Source organism: Nonomuraea sp. NPDC050383, from assembly GCF_044459125.1.
In the GTDB taxonomy this organism is placed as follows: Bacteria; Actinomycetota; Actinomycetes; order Streptosporangiales; family Streptosporangiaceae; genus Nonomuraea.
This window is the reverse complement of record NZ_JBITIP010000006.1, coordinates 304,568-323,808: the sequence shown is the minus strand read 5'-3', so window position 1 is coordinate 323,808 and position 19,241 is coordinate 304,568. Positions and strand designations below refer to the sequence as shown.

Here is a 19,241-nt window from a genome sequence, read left to right as displayed (position 1 = left end):
GCCGCACGGTTGGCCTCAATGCCGTGGCGGCTCGCCGAACGACCCCCTGTGAGGCCTCCACTACGGATAGGTTGCGCTCCTACGTTGGGCGTGATCCGCATCACAGTGGAGGTCTCGTGACGACTCAAGAACATGACGCATCCGTTTATGAGCAGGTCCAGGAGAGCACCGAGTTCCAGGACCTGAAGCGGCGCTTCCGCCGCTGGACGTTCCCGATGACGGTCGCGTTCCTGACGTGGTACCTGCTCTACGTCATCCTGTCCGGCTTCGCCCGTGACTTCATGGGCATCAAGCTGTTCGGCAACGTGAACGTCGCCCTGGTCTTCGGCCTGCTCCAGTTCGTGTCGACGTTCTGGATCGCCTGGGCGTACGCGCGGCACGCCGAGAAGAAGCTCGACCCCATCGCCGACAAGCTCCGCAACGAGGTCGAGGAGAAGGCCCTGTGAGTTCGACGACCCTCGCGACCACGCTCTTCCTCCTCTTCGTCGCGCTGACGCTGGGGATCACGTTCTGGGCGAGCCGCCAGACGAAGACGGCCGCCGACTACTACGCCGGCGGCCGGTCCTTCAGCGGCGCCCAGAACGGAATGGCCATCGGCGGCGACTACATGTCGGCCGCCTCGTTCCTCGGCATCGCCGGCATCATCGCCCTGTCCGGCTACGACGGGTTCCTGTACTCCATCGGCTTCCTCGTGGCCTGGCTGGTCGCGCTGCTGCTCGTCGCCGAGCTGATGCGCAACTCCGGCAAGTTCACCATGGCCGACGTGCTGGCCTTCCGCATGAGCCCCCGCCCGGTCCGCACCGCCGCGGGCGTCTCCACGATCACGGTCAGCATCTTCTACCTGCTGGCCCAGATGGTCGGCGCGGGCGCCCTCGTCGGCCTGCTGCTCGGCATCACCTCGCCGTCCGGCAAGGCGTGGACGATCGTCGGCGTCGGCGCCCTCATGATCGTGTACGTCGTCTTCGGCGGCATGAAGGGCACCACCTGGGTGCAGATCGTCAAGGCCGTCCTGCTCATGACCGGCGCCGCCCTGATCACGATCCTCGTCCTCGCCCACTACGGCTTCAACCTGTCGTCGCTGCTCGGCGACGCCGCCACGCAGAGCGGCAAGGGCGACAGCTTCCTCATCCCCGGCCTGAAGTACGGCACCGAGGCGCAGGGCCTGGCCGGCAAGATCGACCTGATCAGCCTCGGCCTCGCGCTCGTCCTCGGCACGGCCGGTCTGCCGCACATCCTCATCCGCTTCTACACCGTGCCGACCGCCAAGGACGCCCGCAAGTCCGTGCTGTGGGGCATCGGCATCATCGGCGTGTTCTACCTGCTCACGCTCGTCCTCGGCTTCGGCGCCGCCGCCCTGGTCGGAGGCAAGGCCATCGCGGCCGCCGACAAGGCGGGCAACACGGCAGCGCCGCTGCTCGCCAAGGCCATCGGTGAGACGTTCCTCGGCGACGTGGGCGGCACCATCCTGCTGGCGCTCATCGGCGCCGTCGCCTTCGCCACGATCCTCGCCGTCGTCGCGGGCCTCACGCTCGCCTCGTCCTCCAGCTTCGCCCACGACCTGTACGCGCACGTCTTCAAGCGCGGCAACGTCACCGACCGGGAGGAGGTGCTGGTGGCCCGCATCTCCGCGTTCGTCATCGGCGCCGTCTCGATCGGCCTCGGCATCCTGGCGCAGGGGCAGAACGTGGCGTTCCTGGTGGCGCTGGCCTTCGCGGTCGCCGCCTCCGGCAACCTGCCGGCCATCCTCTACAGCCTGTTCTGGAAGAGGTTCAACACGGCCGGCGCGGTCAGCGCCATCTACGGCGGCCTGGTGTCCGCGCTCATCCTGGTGATCTTCTCGCCGGTGGTGTCCGGGTCGCCGACCGCGCTGTTCAAGGACGCCGACTTCGCCTGGTTCCCGCTCAGCAACCCCGGCATCGTCTCCATCCCGCTCGGCTTCCTGTGCGGATGGCTGGGCACCGTGCTCAGCAAGGAGCGCAACGAGGGCAAGTACGCCGAGATCGAGGTCCGCTCGCTCACCGGCGTCGGCGCCGAGAAGGCCAGCCAGCACTGACGCGCCTCCCGGCACGGCAGGAGGGCCCGGCCACCCGGCCGGGCCCTCCTCGCGTGTACGGGCGATGTTACGTGCTGACGGGCTCGGCGCGCAGCCGGGCCGAGTGCTTCACCAGCGTGATGAGCACCTCCCGGCTGGAGTCGCGCTTGCGCGCGTCGCACATCACGATCGGGATCGCCGGGTCGAGCTGCAACGCCATCCGCACCTCGTCCAGCTCGAACGTCGGTGACCCGTCGAAGCAGTTGACCGCCACCACGAACGGCGTGCCCCGCCGCTCGAAGTAGTCGACCGAGGGGAAGCAGTCGGCCAGGCGCCGGGTGTCGGCCAGGATCACCGCGCCCAGCGACCCCTCGGCCAGCTCGTCCCAGACGAACCAGAACCGCTCCTGACCGGGCGTGCCGAACAGGTACAGGACGTAGTCGTTGGACAGCGTGATGCGGCCGAAGTCCATGGCCACGGTCGTGGTCCGCTTGGCCTCCACCGAGGAGATGTCGTCGACGCCGACGCCCCGGTCGGTGAGGACCTCCTCGGTCCGCAGCGGCCTGGTCTCCGAGACCGCGCCGACCATCGTCGTCTTGCCGGCGCCGAAGCCCCCGGCGATCAGAATCTTGATCGCCGTGGGCAGGCGCGGGCGCTCAGAGCGACCGAAGTCCATCGAGCACCGCCCTGTACATCCTCATGTCACGCATGTCCACCTCGGATTGCGGTTCCTGGGCCGAGACGAGCTCCCTGTCGAACAGGTCGCCGAGCAGCACGCGGATCGTTCCCGCGGGCAGGTTGAGGTGAGCGGCGATCTCCGCCACCGATTTGGGTTCGCGGCAGAGCTGGAGGATCCGGAGATGCTCCGGGTCGAGTCCCGCGTCCGGGCCCGGCGGCGGGCCCACCGCCAGCGCCATCGAGATGAGGTCGAACCGGCCGTGCGCGGGCCGGGTGCGCCCTCGCGTGACGACGTAGGGACGGATGATCTCCGGGTCGACCCAGTGCTCCTCTCCCGGGTCCCCGGTCGGCATCACCGCTCGCTCCCGGCGACGGCCTCGCCGGTGCGGGCCGCCGAGGTCAGGTACTGGCCGACCCGCGCCACCAGCATCGCCATCTCGTACGCCACGAGGCCGATGTCGGCGTTCTGCGCGCACAGGACCGCCAGGCAGGCCCGCTCGCCCGCGTTGGTCACGATGAGGAACTGCGACTTCCACTCGACCACCGTCTGCCTGATCGGGCCGCCCTCCACCCGCTCGGAGACGCCCTTGGCCAGGCTCTGCAGCCCGGACGCCACCGCGGACAGATGCTCGCCGTCGGTCCGCTCCAGCCCCGCCGAGGAGGCCATCAGCAGCCCGTCGGAGGAGAGCACGATGGCGTGCCGGGCCTCGGGGATGCGCCCGATCAGATCGTCGAGAAGCCAGTTGAGATCCGTGCCGGAACTCGGTGTCACGCGTCGCCTCCCGGTCGCCGCTCGCCCATGAGCCGGGCCGCGTCGGTCCTGCCCAGCCGGGTGCCCGACTGCAGCGATCCCATCATCGCCCGGATCTCCTCCGGGGAGCGCTCGTCATCGTCTTCCTCGGCCGCCGCCCCCACGGGCGGCGGCTCCTCCTTCAGAGCGGGCGCCAGGCTGGCCTGGGGCACCCGCAGCGGCAGACCGCCGGGCGTGAACGCCGCCGCGGGCCGCTCCGCCGCCGAGGGCTCCGGCGCCGTCCCCGCCGGCTCTCTCTGGGCCGGCTCTCTGCGGGCCGGCTCTCTGTGCGGCTGCTCCATCTCCGGCCTCCGATGGCTCGGAACCCTGCGTGGACGGCCGAGATCGGCCGGCTCTCTCGGCTCGGGGAGGTCCGTCAGCTCGTCCGGCTCCAGCGCCAGCGCCCTGCGGTTCGAGGCCACCTTCAGCGTGCGGACGTTCTCCCCGTTCACCGGCCTCGGCGCGGTCGCCAGGCCCGTCTGCCTGCGCGGCAGCGACGTCGGCAGGTCCTCGTGCGGCTTCGGCGCGTCGTCCATCTGGACGAGCTCCTGCGGCAGCAGGACCACGACCGTCGTCCCGCCGTACGGGGACGCCTTGAGCACCACCTGGATGCCGTGACGCTCCGCGAGGCGGCTGACCACGTACAGGCCGAGCCGGGCGGTGCCGGTGATGCGGAACTCGGGCGGCTCGGCGATGCGCTCGTTGGCGGCGGCCAGGTCCTCCGGCTTCATGCCCAGGCCGCGGTCCTCGACCTCGATCACGTAACCGTTGGCCACGAGCTGCCCGCTGACCTGCACCGTCGTGTACGGCGGCGAGAACGACACCGCGTTCTCGATCACCTCGGCGAGCAGGTGGATGACGTCGCCGACGGCCCGGCCGACGAGCACCACGTCGCCCATCGGGGTGATGGTGACGCGGGTGTAGTCCTCGACCTCGGCCAGCGCGCCGCGGACCACGTCCACCATCGGCACCGAGCGCCGCCACGTGCGGGCGGGGGAGGAGCCGGACAGGACGATGAGGTTCTCGGCGTTGCGCCGCATGCGGATCGCCAGGTGGTCCAGCCGGAAGAGCTCCTTCAGCTCCTCCGGGTCGGCCTCGCGGCGCTCCATCACGTCGAGGACGGTGAGCTGCCGGTGGACCAGGCCCTGCGTGCGGCGCGCCAGGCTGAGCAGGATGTCGCGGATGCTGCGGCGCAGCTCGGCCTGCTCGGCGGCGACCCGCAGCGCGGTCTGCTGCACCGAGTTGAACGCCTGGCCCACCTGCCCGACCTCGTCGTCGCCGAACCGCAGGGCCGGGGCCTCGACGTCCACGTTGACGCTCTCGCCGCGGCCGATCCGGTCCACGACGGCGGGCAGCCGCTCGTCGGCCAGCTCGTGCGCCGCGTCGCGCAGCTTCTGCAGCTGGGCGAGGAGCTGCCGGGTGGTGGAGATCGACAGGGCGATCGACGCGATGACCGCGATGAGGCCCAGGCCGCCGGCCAGCGCCAGCCGGATGATGACGCCGATGCTGACGGGCGTGGTGCGCTCCACCAGCCGGTCGCCGGCGCCGACGACGAACGCGTTGAACTCGGCCAGCCCGCGCTCCGTGGCCGAGGCCCACTGGTCGGCGCCGAACGGGATGCCCTCGCGGCCCCCGCCGTACTCGGCGACCAGGGTCTCCAGGTTGTGCAGGCGGACGATGCCGTTGCTGATCGTGAGGGCCTCGTACGCGGGCCGCTCGTTGGCGGGCAGGTCGATGGCGGCCTGCTCGGTCATGATGTGCCAGGCGCCGACCGTCTCGGTGAACTTGGTCTTCTCCTCGACGGTCAGCCGGCCCTCGGCGATCGCGCCGGCCAGCAGCGCGTCCTCGCGGGAGAGCATCTCGCGGGCCTTGCTGAGGGTTCCCAGCGTGCGGATGTCCTTGGCGATCGTCTGGTCGTCCACGGTGCCGATGAGGCTGTGCATGCTGTAGAAGGAGTCGATGATCTCGTCGTACGTGGTGGCGGCCTGGGAGCGGGTGAGCTGACCGGCGTCCACGGTCTGGCGGATGGTGTCGAGACCCTCCAGGCGCTTGAACGTCTGGCTCAACCGGGTGCTGCCCTCGTCGTCCAGGGCCCAGTCGACGATCCACTCCTGGGCGGCGGCCGTGAAGGTGGTCCGCGCGCGGTCGGCCGCCTCGCGCTGGGCCTTGAGGTCCTGGCGGGTGCGCGGGGAGGGGTCGCCCAGCCGGATCATCGTCATCCGGCGCTCGCGCTGCAGCTCCACCAGCAGCGGCTGGCTCGGGTCGATGACGCTGGTGTCGATCTGCGACACCCAGAGCAGGTTGACCCCGTCACGCAGCGTGACCCAGGCCGCGAAGACCCACAGCGCCGTCAGGGAAAGGAGCAACGCCGTGACCTTGGTCCGCAGACGTGAATTGCGGGGGCGCATAGTACCTACCCTGCGAAGTCCATGTGAATGGCTGACGACCAGGACATGCCGTGGCATACCAGCGCTGACATCCTCGGGACCTTAGCAAGGGCCTGATCATGGCTCAAGTTACCAAGGTGATTTGAGCCAACATATCCGTTCTTGTCGCGACTTTTAGTCAATTATCCGTGCGAGGGCCGCGTTTCGCGGCCTCACCGGCACGGACCCGGGGCGTCCGCCGGGCTGCGCTCACGCGCCCCCGCCCATCGGCCACGTCCAGTCGTGCGCCGGCCCTCCGCCGATGGCGGGCAGCGGGACGGCCGCCGGCCAGGCGCCGTTCCGGGACTCCTCGTCCCGCCCGCCCGGGAGCAGCCGCAGCAGCGGCGCCTCCCTGGGCCGTACGACGGCTCCCGGAACGGGCGTGAAGCGCTGCGGGTTGGCCAGCTCCGGCTGGTACCTGCCGACCAGGGCGGCCACCACGAGCGCCGCCTGCAGGTGGAACAGGTCCTGCCCCGGGCACCCGTGCGACCCCGCGCCGAACGGGACGTAGGCGTAGGGGTGCCGCCGCTCGTGGCGCTCGGGCGCCCAGCGCTCCGGGTCGAACTCCGCCGGCCGCTTCCAGAACGCCTCCAGCCGGTGCGTCGTGTACGGGCTGACCAGCACCTGCGAGCCCTCCGCGATCGGGACGCCGCCGATCTCCGTGTCCCTCACCGCCTGCCGCGGGATGATCCACGCCGGCGGATGGACGCGCAGCAGCTCCTGGAGCACCATCCGGAGGTACGTCAGCTCCTGCACGTGGCCGGGCCGTACCGGGCCGTCGCCCACGACCCACTCGATCTCGTCACGCAGCCGCGCGTTCACCTCGGGATGGTCGTGCAGCAACGTCCACAGCCAGGTCAGCGCGGTCGCCGTGGTCTCGGCGGCGGCTCCGTAGACGCCGACCAGGTCGTCGCGCACCCGCCCGGGGAGGTCCGCGCCGCCCGCGCCGTCCTCGCTGATCCTGGCCCTGATGAGGCTCGCGACCGCCGCGTCCGGCCGTCCGGGGGCGTCGCCGCCCCGGTGCTCCGCCGCGCGGACCTCCTCGATCAGCGGGCGCACGACGTCGTCGATCCTGCGCGCGGCGTCCAGGAACGTGCTGTCGCCGGGCGCCCGCATCGCGTACGGCACGAACGGGAACGGCAGGCGGACCCCGGCGGTCGTGGCGCAGACGGCGAGATCCGCCAGCAGCCGCTCGCCCGCCTCCCGCTCGCCCGCCCGCGGCGGGACGTGTCCGCCGAACAGCACCCTGACGAGGACCTGGTCGGTGATCGTGGCCATCAGGTGAGCGGCGTCGACCAGCCGGCCGCCGCGCGCGTCCTCGTCCAGCGCGGTGACGCGCCCGGCGACGACGCCGGCGATGTCCTCGGCCGGCGACGCGACCCCGGAGGCGGTGAGCAGCGGCTGGAGGATCTCCCGGCCGGACGCCCAGCCGTCGCCGTCGCCGAGGACGCCCCGCCCGGCGCCGCCGGGCAGCGGGCGCCAGAACACGCCCTCGCGCGCGAAGCCGGCCGCCCGCGTCTCCAGCACCTGCCGGACGTGGTCAGGATGGGACACCAGGTACGGCCGGAACGGGCCGATGTCGAGCCGGACGACCCCGCCCTCGGCTTCCACGCCCATGCGGGTCAGCTCGGTGACGGGGTCCCTGAGAAGCCGCGGGACCACACGGTAGAACGGAAGGACTCGTGGCTTGGACACGGTGGGGTCCGTGGCAAGCGGCATGAGGGCGTTCCCTACGTCGGTCCTGATCTGCGGCTGCGTGCTCGAGCATCCTGCGCTGAGAAGCGCTGTCTCTGACTTCGGCAACGGGCGCGTCAAGTATCACATGATCATTGTTTTTGATCAAGATGAGATAACGACGGCGCCGCCGCCCGCCGGTTCGCGCATGGGCGCTCGGCGCGGCCGGGGTCGCCGGCTCAGGGACGGGAGGCCTCGTCCAGCACGCGCAGCTCGTCGGCGTCCAGCTTGAGCGCGGCGGCCTCCAGCAGCGGCCGGAGCTGCGCCACGTTGCGGGCGCTGGCGATCGGCGCCGCGACCGTGGGCTGCGCGGCGAGCCAGGCCAGCGCCACCGACGCGGGCTCGACGCCGCGCGCCGAGGCCACCCGGACGAGCGCCTCGACGGTGCGCGGCCCCCGCTCCGTGCTCAGGTACTCGCCGGCCCCCTTCGCCCTGGGGCTGTCGACGGTGACCCCGGGGCGGTACTTGCCGGTCAGGAAGCCGCGCGCCAGCGACGACCACGGCGTGCTGGACAGCCCCTCCCGGGCCACCACGTCACGCAGCTCGCCCTCGTAGTCGCGCTCCACCAGGTTGTACTGCTGCTGGAGCGCCACGTAACGGGTCAGGCCCTCGTCGTCGGACACCTTCAGCGCCGCGGCCAGCCGGTCGGCCTGGTAGTTGGAGGCGCCGACGTGCCGGACCTTGCCCTCGCGGACCAGCGCGTCGAACGCGCCGAGCGTCTCGGCGAGCGGCGTGTCCCTGTCGTCCACGTGCGCCCAGTAGAGGTCGATGTAGTCGGTGCGCAGCCGGCGCAGCGACCCCTCGACCGCGGTGCGGATGGTGTCCGGGGCCAGACCCTTGACGCCCTCCAGCATGCCGACCTTGGTCGCCAGCACGACGGACTCGCGGTTGCCGCGGGCCTCCAGCCACTCGCCGATCATGATCTCGGAGGTCGGCTCGCCGGTGGCCCAGTACGGGTAGACGTCGGCGGTGTCGATGAAGTTGCCGCCGCCCTCCACATAGGCGTCGAGGACCGCGAACGCGTCCTCCTTGCCGGCGGTCCAGCCGAAGACGTTGGTGCCCAGGGATATCGGGAAAACGGACAGATCCGTGTCGCCTATCACTCGCATCGCCCCAGTATCCCGTCCGCCTCCACGGCGGCCGGTGGCAGCCCCCCGCCGCCCCCGCCCCGGGTCAGTGGTGGTTTCTGGAGAGGTCGAGGCCGGAGGGGGTGAGGAGCCAGGCGGCCGCCGCCGCGACGATCATCAGCAGCGCCCCGGCCCCGCAGGTCACCGCCAGCGAAGCGGTGAACGCCGCCTTGGCCTGCGCCGCCAGCTCCGCACCCGCCGCGCCGAGCTCCCGCGCCACGTCCAGCGCCCCACCCAGCGACTCCCGCACGACCTCACCCGCCGTCTCGCCGGGCATCCCCTCCGGTACCGGGCCCGCGCTCTCGCCCGGTACCGGGTCCGCGCTCTCGCCCACGACCTCGCTGCCGGTGTCGCCCGGGACCTCGCCCGTGGTCCCGCCCATGGCCTCGGCCGGCAGCTCGGCACGGTACACCGCCGCCGCGACGCTACCCAGGACGGCCACCCCGAGCACCCCGCCCACCTCGTAGGACGTCTCCTCGATGGCCGCCGCGCTGCCCGACTTCTCCGCCGGCGCGCCGGCCATGACGACCGCCGAGGAGATCGCCAGCGCTCCTTGGCCGAAGCCGATCAGCAGCAGCGCCGCCGCGACCGCCGGATAGCCCAGCGGCTGCGGCGCCACGGACACCACCAGGAATCCCGCCCCCGACACGGCCAGCCCGCCCGCCAGCACCGCCCGCGCCCCCGCCACGACCGCCAGCCGGGGGGCCAGAGGCGCGGCGACCAGGGCCGCCAGGGCGGCGGGCAGCAGCCGCACCCCCGACTCCAGCGGCGAGTACCCCTGCACGAGCTGTAACCACTGCGCCAGGAGCAGCAGCGTCCCCGCCATCGCGATCGACGTGGCGAGCGCCGCCGCCACGCCCGCCGAGAACGCCCTGCCCCGGAACAGCCGGATCTCCAGCAGCGGCTCCGGCCGGCGCAGGCAGCGCGCGACGAACCAGCCCAGAGCCACCACCGCGAACCCCGCCGCCGTCAGCGTCGCACCGCCAAGCCCGCCAAGCCCGCCGAGCTCGCCAAGCCCGCCGAGCTCGCCAAGCCCGCCGACCCCGCCCACTCCGCCGGCCCCGCCGGGGCCGCCGCCGTCCGCGCCGGCGTGCCTGACGGCCTGCTTGACGGCGTAGACGAGCGCCACCATGCCGGTGGTCGACAGGACCGCGCCGAGCAGGTCCCAGCGGCCCGGCGCGGGGTTGCGCGACTCGGGCAGCACGAACCACCCGGCGACGACCGCCACGACCATGACCGGCACGTTCACCAGGAACGCCGACCGCCAGCTCAACTGCTCCAGCAGCAGCCCGCCGAGCACCGGGCCCAGCGCGCCGCCCACGGCCGCCATGGCCGTCCAGACGCCGAGCGCGGTGGCGCGCTCGCGCGGGTCGGGGAACAGGTGGCGGATCATGGACAGGGTGGACGGCATGACCATCGCGCCGCCCACGCCCAGCAGCGCCCGAACCGCGATCACCGCCTCCGGGCCGTCAGCGGTGAGCACGGCGGCGGACGCCGCCCCGAAGACGGCGAACCCGCTCAGCAGCAGCCGCTTGCGTCCCCACCGGTCGCCCAGGGCCCCCAGCGTGACCAGCAGACCCGCCAGCACGAGCGCGTAGACGTCCACGATCCACAGCACCTGGATCGCGTCCGGCCGCAGATCCTCGGTCATGGCGGGAAGGGCCACGTTGAGGACGGTCATGTCCATGACGACGACGAGCACGCTGACGGACAGCACCACCAGCCCGGCCCACCGCCGCCGCCCCGAGCCCGGGTGGGCGTCGGACGTCATCGCCCCGCCCGCCGCACGCGCCCGCCGTCACCGTTCCCGAAGGCGGGCCCGCCGTCCGGGTCCCCGCACGTGTCCACGTCCGGGTCCCCGGGGGCGTGCCCGGCGGTGGGGGCGTCGGTGGGAGGGGGATCTTCGGTGGGGCGGGCGGCGGTGCCGTCGAGGAACGTGCCGAGGAGCAGGCGTGGCACCTCACGGCGCGCGATGTCGCCGCGCCTCAGGCTCTCCCGCGCGGCCACCAGCAGGCCGAACACCGCGCTGCTCAGCCAGCGCGCCGGCAGGTCCGCGCGCAGCAGCCCCGCCCGCTGGGCGGCGGTGTAGAGCGCGACCTCGCGCTCTTCCAGCTCCTCGAAACGGCGCAGCAGCTCGGGATGGGTGACCAGGGCGTGGTCGGCGAGGCCGAACCCGTACTCGTCGGCGATGCCGACCAGGGCGGTGAGCAGGGCGTGGAGGGCGCGTTCCAGTCGTGCCGGTTCGCCGGAGGCCACCGCCTCGGTGACGCCGGCGGCCGTCTGGGCGTCGGCCCAGCGCTCCCGCGCCCGGTGGCCGAGCGAGACCATCAGGTCCTCGCGGCTGCTGAAGTGCCTGTGCAGCGTGGCCCGGCTCACCCCGGCGGCCTCGGCGATCTGCGCCATGGAGGCGGCCGGGTCCGCGTTCAGGTGCCGGATGGCCGCGCTCATGATCTGGTCCCGGCTCATGGATCCTCACAACGGATGAGACATCATTGTCGCAAACGATACATGCTTGTCTTACGACAAGGGTCTCCCTCCGGCGGGATGGCGGGGCGAGCGGGCGGGGGCTTAAGGTGCGGCTGTGGTGAGCGGTGACGCGCGCAAGCGCATCCTGGACGCGGCGGAGGAGCTGTTCGCCGGCGGCGGCTACGAGGCCACCCCGACCTCCGTCATCGCCCGGCTGGCCCAGGTGCCGAAGGGACTGGTCTTCCATTACTTCCCGCGCAAGATCGACGTGCTGGTCGCGCTGGTGGACGAGCGGACGATCGTCGAGGAGGGGCGCGACGTCGACGCGGTCCCCGGCGACCCGGCCGGCACGCTGTCCCGGCTGGCGCGCGGGCTGCCGCTGCTGGCCTCACCGGCGATGCGGCGCATCCTGTTCCGCGAGGCCGACACCCACGGCTCCGTACGGGAGCGGCTCGGCCGCCTGAACGGGGAGCTGATCCGGCGCGCCAGGTTCGCGCTGGAGCTGGCGCTGCCGGGCGCGCGCGGCGACGCGGCGCGGCTGGAGGTGGCGGCGGCCACGTTCGCCGCCGTCCTGCTCTACCAGGAGACGCTCTGCCAGCTCACCGGCCACCAGCTCGACCCGGACGCCGTGGCCGAGCTGATCGCCCATTCGCTGGCCTGACCCGGCCCTGGCCCGGCCCCGGCCTGGCCCGGTGCGGGGGCGGGGTGCCGGGTCGCGGTGCGGTGCCGGGCCGTGGGGTCACTCGGCGTCGAGCGCCAGCAGCTCGTCGAGCGCCGCGCGCAGGTGGTCGAGCATGCCCCATACGTCGTCCGCGCGCTCCGGGCAGGCGACGACGCCGAAGTCCAGCATGCCGTCGTACGAGAAGCACGTGATGTTGAGGCCGCCGCTCACGTCGGACACCACCGACAGCGGGTAGTACGACAGCACCCGCCCCCCGCACAGGTACAGCGGGAACTGCGGGCCGGGCACGTTGCTGATGATGATGTTGATGGGCGGGAACGCCACCGACGCCAGCCGGAAGAGCGCCGGCGTCGCCAGGCTCGTGAGCGGGGCGGGCAGCAGCGAGCACAGGTCCGCCGGCCAGGAGGCCGGCGCCTCGGCGAACCGGCGCTTGGCCGCCCGCATCGCGGCCCCCGTCTCGCGCAGCCGGTCGCGGGCGCCGGCGACGTGCGTGGGGAGGGGGGCGACCATCGCCGAGATCTGGTTGCCGACGAGCTGCCGGGCGCCCCCCGTACGGACCGCGACGGGGACGGCGGCGACCAGCGGCTCCGCGGGCAGCGCGTCCCGCTCCACCAGCCACGCGCGCAGCGCCGAGGCGCACAGGGTCATGACGACGTCGTTGACGCTGATGCCGTTGGCCTTGGCGACGCTCTTGACGTCCTTGAGCGGGACCGAGCCGAACGACACGCGCCGCTCGGCGCCGACCGGGCCGTTGAACGGGGTGCGCGGGGCCACCAGACGGGGGACCTCCGGCCGGTGGTGCCGGTCCCGTGCCACGAGCCTGGCCGCCCTGGCGATCAGCCCGGCGCCCGGGACACTGGAGACCAGGGGGATCGCGTCGAGGTCGCCGGCCGCGCGGACGGCGGCCCGCACGGCGCGAACGGGTTGCGTGGCGGAGCGCACGGCGGCGGCGGCGAGCATCCGCGCCAGGCCGGGCTCCTCCCCGCCTTCCTGACCGGCGTTCGACGCTGTGGGGAGGGGGCCCGGGGCCGGGGCGGGCGTCTCGCCGGGCGGAGCGAGGCAGGTCTCCTCGGAGCCGGTCACGGGGACGACGGTGGGGACGGCCCGCAGCGTCGCACCCGACGACGCCGCCCGCGACGCGCCGCCGCTCGCCCGCGCCCCGGTCGTGGCGGACCGTGCCGTACCCCCGGACGAGGCCGTCCGCGACGCGCCGGAAGGCGGGGCGGCGGGGCGGCGGCCGCCTGGGGCGAGGTCGAGGAGGGCGGCGAGCGTCTCCGCGCCCGAGACGCCGTCGATGGCCGCGTGGTGCACCTTCGTGTACACCGCGACCAGCCCACCCGCCAGCCTGTGGATGAGGTGCATCTCCCACAGCGGGTGGGCCCGGTCGAGCCGCCGGGCGTGGATGCGCGCCACCTCGTCGGCGAGCTGCCGCTGGTCGCCCGGATCCGGCAGCGCGGTCTCGAACAGGTGGTTGCCGAGGTCGAACCCGGGATCCGCCGCCCAGTACGGATGGTCGAGGCCGAACGGCACCGGCGCGATCCGGAGGCTGAGGGCGGGGGACAGGTGGACGCGTTCGAGGAGCAGCTCGGCCAGGGCGTCGCGGTTGACCGCGCCGTCCGCCGGATCGAGGATGGCCAGCCCCGCCACGTGCGCGGCGGTGGTCGCGGACTCGACGTTGAGGAACTGGGCGTCGAGTGCGGTCAACTGGCGCATCGTGGCTCCTTATGGTCTCGTGTGGTCAGCGTCACACGGACCGATTTCGGATGGGTTTCCGCGCGAGTCTTTCAGATGAATTCACCGTACCCGGGCAGACCATTCGGGAATGCGCAGCTCAGCATGGATCGGTGACATTTTCCTATCTGCTGACAACATGAATCGGGTGTTGCACGACGGCGTCGAAGTGATAGCCGAAGGGGTGACGCGGAGTGACCAGCGGCTGTGTCGCGCCGGTCTCGTCGGTGGCGCGCGCCATGAGGACGTGCCGCCCGGGGGTACGGGGCGCCCACTGGACGTGCCACGGCAGCCAGGCGCTGACCAGGCGGCGGCCGTGATGCTGGGCCGGGCACCAGCTGCCGCCCCCGTCGAGGCTCACCTCCACGCGGGTGATCCGGCCGCGCCCCGACCATGACCGCCCGTGCAGGGTGTGCGGGACGCCGAGGGGGAGCACGGCGTCCCAGGGGAGTTCGAAAGCGCTCTTGACCGGCTGCGTGGTGATATCGCGGTAGAACAGGGTGTTCCAGGGGGTGAAGATCTCCTCGGTGGCGACCTCCAGATCGCCGAGCCATTTGATGGACGCAATTCCCGCCCATCCCGGGACCACCAGCCGCGCCGGAAATCCGTGATCGGGCGGAAGCGGTTCGCCGTTCATTTCGTAGGCGACTATCACGTCGTCCATGGCCTTGCCGGCGGGCAGCGGCCTGCGTACCCGGCCGTGGTCCTCGAACGGCGCGTCCAGCCCCCGCGCCACCACGTCCACGGCCTCGGGCCGCAGGCCGGCCTCCCGCAGGAGGTACGACAGGGGCACGCCGCGCCAGCGCGCCACCCCGATCGCGCCGAGCCCCCACTGCGCCCCGGGGGCCGGCTCGCGCTGCTGGGTGTCGTAGAGGCTGCGGCCGTTCCCGGCGCACTCGATCGCGGTGTCGATGGTCCGCGAGGGCATGGCGAGCAGTTGCGGATAGGTGTACGAGCCGGGACATCGCACGCCGGGGCCGTGCAGGCGCAGCCGCCACGTGGAGGCGTCGATCAGCGGGGTGACGGTGTGGTTGCGCACGAAGAACCGGTCGGTCGGCGTGTGGTAGCCCGCGCCGGCCATGGCTTCCCAGCGCATCTCCGCGTTGCCGTCGTGCAGCCGGAACAGGTGGTCCGGCAAGGGCTTGACGATCGTTGTCACGGCCTGCTTCACGGGGCCACCACCTCCGTTAATCTTTATTTCCTACTGGAAAACCATGTAATCATATCGACCGGTTCTGATCCACTGGCCGCCCCGTAACGGCTCGGTCGTGGCGAGGGCCGTCAGCGGGCCCTCTCCGGCGGGTCCTCCGTCTGGGATATACCCGTCATGGCGAGGGACAGCAGGCGCCGCGCCAGCTCCGGCCGCCCCGGCGACTGCTCGCCCGCCCACGCCATGCCGGCCGCGATCGCCAGCAGCTCCTCCGTGGTGACGTCGTGCCGTACGCCGCCCCGCGTCTGGGCGCGTTCCAGCAGCTGGGAGCCGGCCGCCCGCATCGCCGCGCACGAGGCGTGCAGCTCCGACTCCTCGTCGCGCAACGCCGCCATGACCGACTCCGGCAGGCCCCGGTACGTCGCCGATCCGGCCGCCACCTCCGCGAGCCAGGTGGCGAGGGCGTCGCGCGGCGACGGCTCGGCGAGCAGGTCGGCGGCCCGCCGGGCCAGACCGTCGAAGCGGTCGCGCATGAGCGCCTGGAGCAGCGCCTCGCGCGTCGGGAAGTGCCGGTAGAGGGTGCCGATCCCCACGCCGGCGCGCCGGGCGATGTCGCGCAGCGACGCCTCCGTGCCGTGCTCGGCGAAGGCCGCGCGGGCGGCGGTCAGGAGCTGGTCGTGGTTGTGGCGGGCGTCCGCGCGAAGCGCCTCGGGCACGGCGGGGGTCTCCTTCGGTGTTGACAACCGGAGCAGTGCTCCGTATGTTCCGGAGCATCGCTCCGCATAATCTACCAAGGAGACACCATGACCGGACGGACCGTGCTCGTCACCGGCGCGACGGGCCAGCAGGGCGGCGCCACCGCACGTGCCCTGCTGGCGAAGGGCTGGCACGTCAGAGCCCTGGTACGCGACCCGGGCGCCCCGGCGGCCCGGCTGCTGGCGAAGGCCGGCGCCGAGCTCGTGCCCGGCGACATGGGCGACCGCGAGTCGCTGGCGGAGGCGGTGCGCGGCGCCTACGGGGTGTTCAGCGTGCAACCGGCCGCCGGCCCGCCGCACGGCGTCGCCGAGGAGGTACGGCTCGGCGTCAACGTGGCCGACGCCGCGCACGAGGCCGGTGTGCGGCACCTCGTCTACACCTCCGTCGGCAGCGCCGACCGGGACACCGGCATCGCCACCTGGAACACCAAGTGGGAGATCGAGCAGCACATCAGGGCGCTCGGCCTGCCGGCCACGATCCTGCGCCCCGTCATGTTCATGGAGAACCACACCCGGCCGGGCTTCGGCGTGACCGGTGAGACCGCGCTCATGCGGATCATCCCGCCCAAGGCGAGGGTCCAGCTCATCGCCGTCGCCGACATCGGCGCGTTCGCCGCGCTGGCCTTCACCGACCCGGACCGCTACCTGGGTGAGGCGCTGGAGCTGGCCGGCGACGAGCTGACCCGCGACGACCTGGCGGCCGCCATCACCCGCGCCACCGGCCATCCCGTCAACACCGACCCCATCCCCGAGGAACGGCGCGCGGCACTCGGGCTCGGGGCGTCCCACCTGGAGACGGAGTCGTTCGGGGCCTGGGCCGCGGACATCCCGGCGCTGCGGGCCCTGCACCCGGGGCTGATGAGCTTCGAGACGTGGCTGGACCGCGAGGGCAAGGCGCTGTTCGCCGCCCTGCTCGCCGGCTCCTGACCCTCGTACGGCCGGACCGGGCTTCCCGCCGGGAGCAGGCGGGACGGCGGTGGCCGAGGGCGGCGGCGGGCGCCGGGCCGGGCCCCTCGCGTGGGCTACGACGGATGGCCGAGGGCGCGGCGGGCGGCGCGGGTCAGGGCGGGCAGGGTCGGGCCGGTGAGGACGGCGGCGATGTGGGCGTCCGGACGGATCAGCCACGCCTCGCCCGGCCTCGCCCCCAGCGCCTCACGCACGTCGCCGCCCGGGTCGATCTCGTCCAGGGCCAGCACCGTGACCGGCGCCCGGACCGCGCGGACCACCGCCGTGCCGAGCGCCTCACGGTCGAGCCCCTCGGCGAGCAGCACGAGCAACCCGTCACGGCACACCTGCCGCAACCTGGTCACCTCCGGCCGTCCCCGGACGGACACGGGCGCGTCGGGCACGATCCCGCCGGGGACCGGCGAGGCGGACTCGCCCCTCGCCGGCCGTCCGGTGAACGTCCGCCCGGGAGCGGGCGTCGTCAGCGGCGAGTCGAGATACCAGAACGGCTCCGCGAACCGTCCCGAGTCCACCGCCGAGACCCTCTCCGGGGAGCGGGCCGAGGCGGCACGATCGAGGATCTCGCGGCGGCGTGCCCACCCGGCCTCGGTGCGCGGCGCGAGGAAGCGCATCGTCGCCGCCGTCACCTCCAGGTTCTCCAGCGCCGCCGCACGCCGCTCCGTCTCGTACGTCCCCAGCAGCTCCTCCGGCGCCCACCCGTGCCGTACGAAGGCGATCTTCCACGCGGCGTTCTCCGCGTCCGGCACCCCGGAGTTCAGCCCGCGTGCGCCGAACGGCGCCACCAGGTGAGCGCAGTCGCCCGCCAGCAGCACCCGCCCCGCCCGCATCCGGTCCGCCACCCGCGAGTGGAACCGGTACACGGTCCGCCACACCAGCTCGTACGGCCGCTCGCCCACGACCTGCCTGATCCGCCGGTCCAGCCCGCCCGACGCCTCCTCGGCCGCGAGATCGAAGTCCGGCGGCACCTGCCAGTCGATGCGGTACGTCGATCCCGGGCACGGATGGACGAGGACCTGGCGGCCGGGGTTCCAGGCGGGGTCGAAGTGGAAGCGGCGCTCCCGCTCCCAGCCGGGCAGCTCGGCGCGGACGTCGCAGATGAGGAACCGCTCGTCGAACGTCTCCCCGTCGAACGACACCCCCAGCGCGGCCCGTACGAGCCCGCCGTGGGCTCCGGCGCAGGCGACCGCGTGCGAGCCCCGCACCTCGGCGCCGTTCGCGCACCGCGCGGTCACCCCGTCCGCGTCGGGCGGGAAGGCGACCACCTCGTGCCCCCATCGCACGTCGATCAGCGGCGTGGCGGCGATCCGCTCGTCCAGCAGCTCCTCGGTGCGGGCCTGTGAGATGTTCACGAACGGCGGCAGCGGCGAGCGGCCCGGGTCGAAACTCCAGGCGAACAGCTCCCGGCCCTGGTAGTAGGTGCGCGCGGTGGTCCAGGTCAGCCCCTCGGCGGTGATGGCGCCGCAGTCGGCCGCCTCCCACACGTCGAGCACGTCCCGCTGCTGGCAGATCGACCTCGACCCGGCCGGATCGCGGCCGGGACGCCGGTCCAGGACGACGACGGGCAGCCCCCAGCGGGCCAGCAGCAGCGCCGCCGTCTGCCCCACCGGCCCTGCCCCGATCACGACCACGGGAAGCGGCCCGGCCGGCGGCGGGGGGCCGGGGAACGGGTCCGGCGGCATCGTCGCTCAGCCCTGGAGGAGGGCCCAGACCTCGCGGTCGCGGGCCGCCGTCCAGACGCGCGGGCGCTCGACGCCGGACAGCTCGTCCCACAGCCGCGACACGTCGAACGGCAGGCAGTGCTCGAAGATCGGCCACCCGCCGAACCGGGGCGCGAGCCGCTCGCGCACCGCCTCGAACGCCTGCCTGAGCGTCCCGCCCGCGTCGCGCACGGCGCCCACCTCGCGGATCATGACCTCCAGGAACATCCGGGTCTGCGCGATGGCCGCGTCCACCGCCTCCCGGCCCCAGGCCACCGCGCCGCGCCCGCCGACCAGCGTCTCGGCGCCCAGCCCGGCGATCCGGTCGAGCGTGCCGGTGGCCCAGTCGCGGTGGAAGGCGTCGCCGGTGTAGAGGGCGGCCTGGGCCTCCACCAGGTCGCCGGCGAACAGGATGCGCCGCTCGGGCAGCCAGGCCACCAGGTCGCCCTCGGTGTGGCCGCGCCCGCAGTGCCACAGCACCAGGTCGCCCCGCCCGCCGCCGAGGTCGATCGTGAGCCGGTCGGAGAAGGTCAGCGTCGGCCACGTCAGCCCGGGGATGCTGTCAGGCTCCTTGAACAGGCGCGGCATCCGCCCGAGCTCTGACTCCCAGTCCTCCTTGCCGCGCTCGGCGACCAGCTCCCGCGTCTTGTCGTGCGCCACGACGACGTCGGCGCCGAACGCGCTCGCGCCCAGCACCCGCACGGCGTGGTAGTGCGACAGCACGAGGTAGCGCACCGGCTTGTCGGTGTGCTCGCGCAGCCGGGTCAGCCACTCACGCGCCGCCACGGGTGTCGCCAGCGCCTCGAAGCAGACGAGGAAGTCCTCGCCCTCGATCGCGCCGGCGTTGGGGTCGCCCTCGGCGGTGAACGCGTACACGCCGTCCGCGAGCACGTCCAGGGTCTGCCGCTGGTCGGCCAGGTCGGCCGACGAGGCGAACGCCTTCGCCGTCATGAGCCCCCCACACGCCGCGAGGACAGGGTCGTTCCCACCTTACGCCGGGAGCCCCG

The 19,241-nt window shown here is 73.2% G+C and carries 17 protein-coding genes; 4 read left to right on the top strand and 13 right to left on the bottom strand.

Annotated features, from left to right (window positions below; all coding sequences use genetic code 11):
- The first annotated feature begins 116 nt into the window (after positions 1-116).
- Positions 117-446 (top strand): DUF485 domain-containing protein, encoded by a 330-nt coding sequence (locus ACIBG4_RS18210; RefSeq protein ID WP_355449056.1) that lies wholly within the window; start codon positions 117-119, stop codon positions 444-446.
- Positions 443-2,053, top strand: a complete 1,611-nt coding sequence (locus ACIBG4_RS18205) for a cation acetate symporter (protein WP_310711157.1) — start codon at positions 443-445, stop codon at positions 2,051-2,053. Before ACIBG4_RS18210 ends, ACIBG4_RS18205 begins: the two co-directional genes overlap by 4 nt.
- A 67-nt stretch (positions 2,054-2,120) precedes the next feature.
- Here the strand turns inward: ACIBG4_RS18205 and ACIBG4_RS18200 are convergent, their stop codons facing one another.
- From ACIBG4_RS18200 to ACIBG4_RS18165, 8 genes are all read right to left on the bottom strand, one after another.
- Complete coding sequence (locus ACIBG4_RS18200; RefSeq protein ID WP_397202730.1) at positions 2,121-2,708, bottom strand: GTP-binding protein; 588 nt, start codon at positions 2,706-2,708, stop codon at positions 2,121-2,123.
- Complete coding sequence (locus ACIBG4_RS18195) at positions 2,689-3,063, bottom strand: DUF742 domain-containing protein (RefSeq protein WP_310711155.1); 375 nt, start codon at positions 3,061-3,063, stop codon at positions 2,689-2,691. Before ACIBG4_RS18195 ends, ACIBG4_RS18200 begins: the two co-directional genes overlap by 20 nt.
- A complete protein-coding gene (locus ACIBG4_RS18190; RefSeq protein WP_397202729.1) occupies positions 3,063-3,482 on the bottom strand; it encodes a roadblock/LC7 domain-containing protein in 420 nt (139 codons plus the stop codon). The genes ACIBG4_RS18195 and ACIBG4_RS18190 overlap by 1 nt, the downstream gene beginning before the upstream one ends.
- Positions 3,479-5,866 carry a nitrate- and nitrite sensing domain-containing protein gene (locus ACIBG4_RS18185; protein ID WP_397202728.1) on the bottom strand — a complete coding sequence of 796 codons (2,388 nt, stop codon included), beginning with the start codon at positions 5,864-5,866 and terminating at the stop codon, positions 3,479-3,481. Before ACIBG4_RS18185 ends, ACIBG4_RS18190 begins: the two co-directional genes overlap by 4 nt.
- 270 nt (positions 5,867-6,136) lie before the next feature.
- On the bottom strand, positions 6,137-7,645 hold the full coding sequence (locus ACIBG4_RS18180; protein ID WP_397202727.1) for a cytochrome P450: 1,509 nt from the start codon (positions 7,643-7,645) through the stop codon (positions 6,137-6,139).
- 194 nt (positions 7,646-7,839) lie between these two features.
- On the bottom strand, positions 7,840-8,769 hold the full coding sequence (locus ACIBG4_RS18175; protein WP_310711151.1) for an aldo/keto reductase: 930 nt from the start codon (positions 8,767-8,769) through the stop codon (positions 7,840-7,842).
- Positions 8,770-8,833: 64 nt separating this feature from the next.
- The gene (locus ACIBG4_RS18170) at positions 8,834-10,558 is read right to left on the bottom strand and encodes an MFS transporter (RefSeq protein ID WP_397202726.1); all 1,725 of its coding nucleotides are present in this window, start codon (positions 10,556-10,558) and stop codon (positions 8,834-8,836) included.
- Positions 10,555-11,253: a TetR/AcrR family transcriptional regulator gene (locus ACIBG4_RS18165; protein ID WP_397202725.1), complete on the bottom strand. Its 699-nt coding sequence runs from the start codon at positions 11,251-11,253 to the stop codon at positions 10,555-10,557. Before ACIBG4_RS18165 ends, ACIBG4_RS18170 begins: the two co-directional genes overlap by 4 nt.
- 118 nt (positions 11,254-11,371) lie before the next feature.
- On the opposite strand from ACIBG4_RS18165, the gene ACIBG4_RS18160 reads away from it, so the two are divergent.
- Positions 11,372-11,914: a TetR/AcrR family transcriptional regulator gene (locus ACIBG4_RS18160; protein ID WP_397202724.1), complete on the top strand. Its 543-nt coding sequence runs from the start codon at positions 11,372-11,374 to the stop codon at positions 11,912-11,914.
- Between the two features lie 78 nt (positions 11,915-11,992).
- Here the strand turns inward: ACIBG4_RS18160 and ACIBG4_RS18155 are convergent, their stop codons facing one another.
- The 3 genes from ACIBG4_RS18155 to ACIBG4_RS18145 form a co-directional block, all read right to left on the bottom strand.
- On the bottom strand, positions 11,993-13,648 hold the full coding sequence (locus tag ACIBG4_RS18155) for a wax ester/triacylglycerol synthase domain-containing protein (protein WP_397202722.1): 1,656 nt from the start codon (positions 13,646-13,648) through the stop codon (positions 11,993-11,995).
- Between the two features lie 142 nt (positions 13,649-13,790).
- Entirely contained in the window at positions 13,791-14,825 is a 1,035-nt protein-coding gene (locus ACIBG4_RS18150) for a sulfite oxidase (RefSeq protein WP_397202720.1), read from the bottom strand.
- A 122-nt stretch (positions 14,826-14,947) separates the two neighbouring features.
- Positions 14,948-15,532: a helix-turn-helix domain-containing protein gene (locus ACIBG4_RS18145; protein WP_310711145.1), complete on the bottom strand. Its 585-nt coding sequence runs from the start codon at positions 15,530-15,532 to the stop codon at positions 14,948-14,950.
- 87 nt (positions 15,533-15,619) lie between these two features.
- Between ACIBG4_RS18145 and ACIBG4_RS18140 the strand changes: the two genes are divergently transcribed.
- Positions 15,620-16,498 (top strand): NmrA/HSCARG family protein, encoded by an 879-nt coding sequence (locus ACIBG4_RS18140; RefSeq protein ID WP_397202719.1) that lies wholly within the window; start codon positions 15,620-15,622, stop codon positions 16,496-16,498.
- 95 nt (positions 16,499-16,593) lie between these two features.
- Here the strand turns inward: ACIBG4_RS18140 and ACIBG4_RS18135 are convergent, their stop codons facing one another.
- Complete coding sequence (locus tag ACIBG4_RS18135; protein ID WP_397202718.1) at positions 16,594-18,216, bottom strand: FAD-dependent monooxygenase; 1,623 nt, start codon at positions 18,214-18,216, stop codon at positions 16,594-16,596.
- A gap of 6 nt (positions 18,217-18,222) precedes the next feature.
- A complete protein-coding gene (locus tag ACIBG4_RS18130) occupies positions 18,223-19,185 on the bottom strand; it encodes an MBL fold metallo-hydrolase (RefSeq protein WP_397202717.1) in 963 nt (320 codons plus the stop codon).
- Between the last annotated feature and the right edge of the window lie 56 nt (positions 19,186-19,241).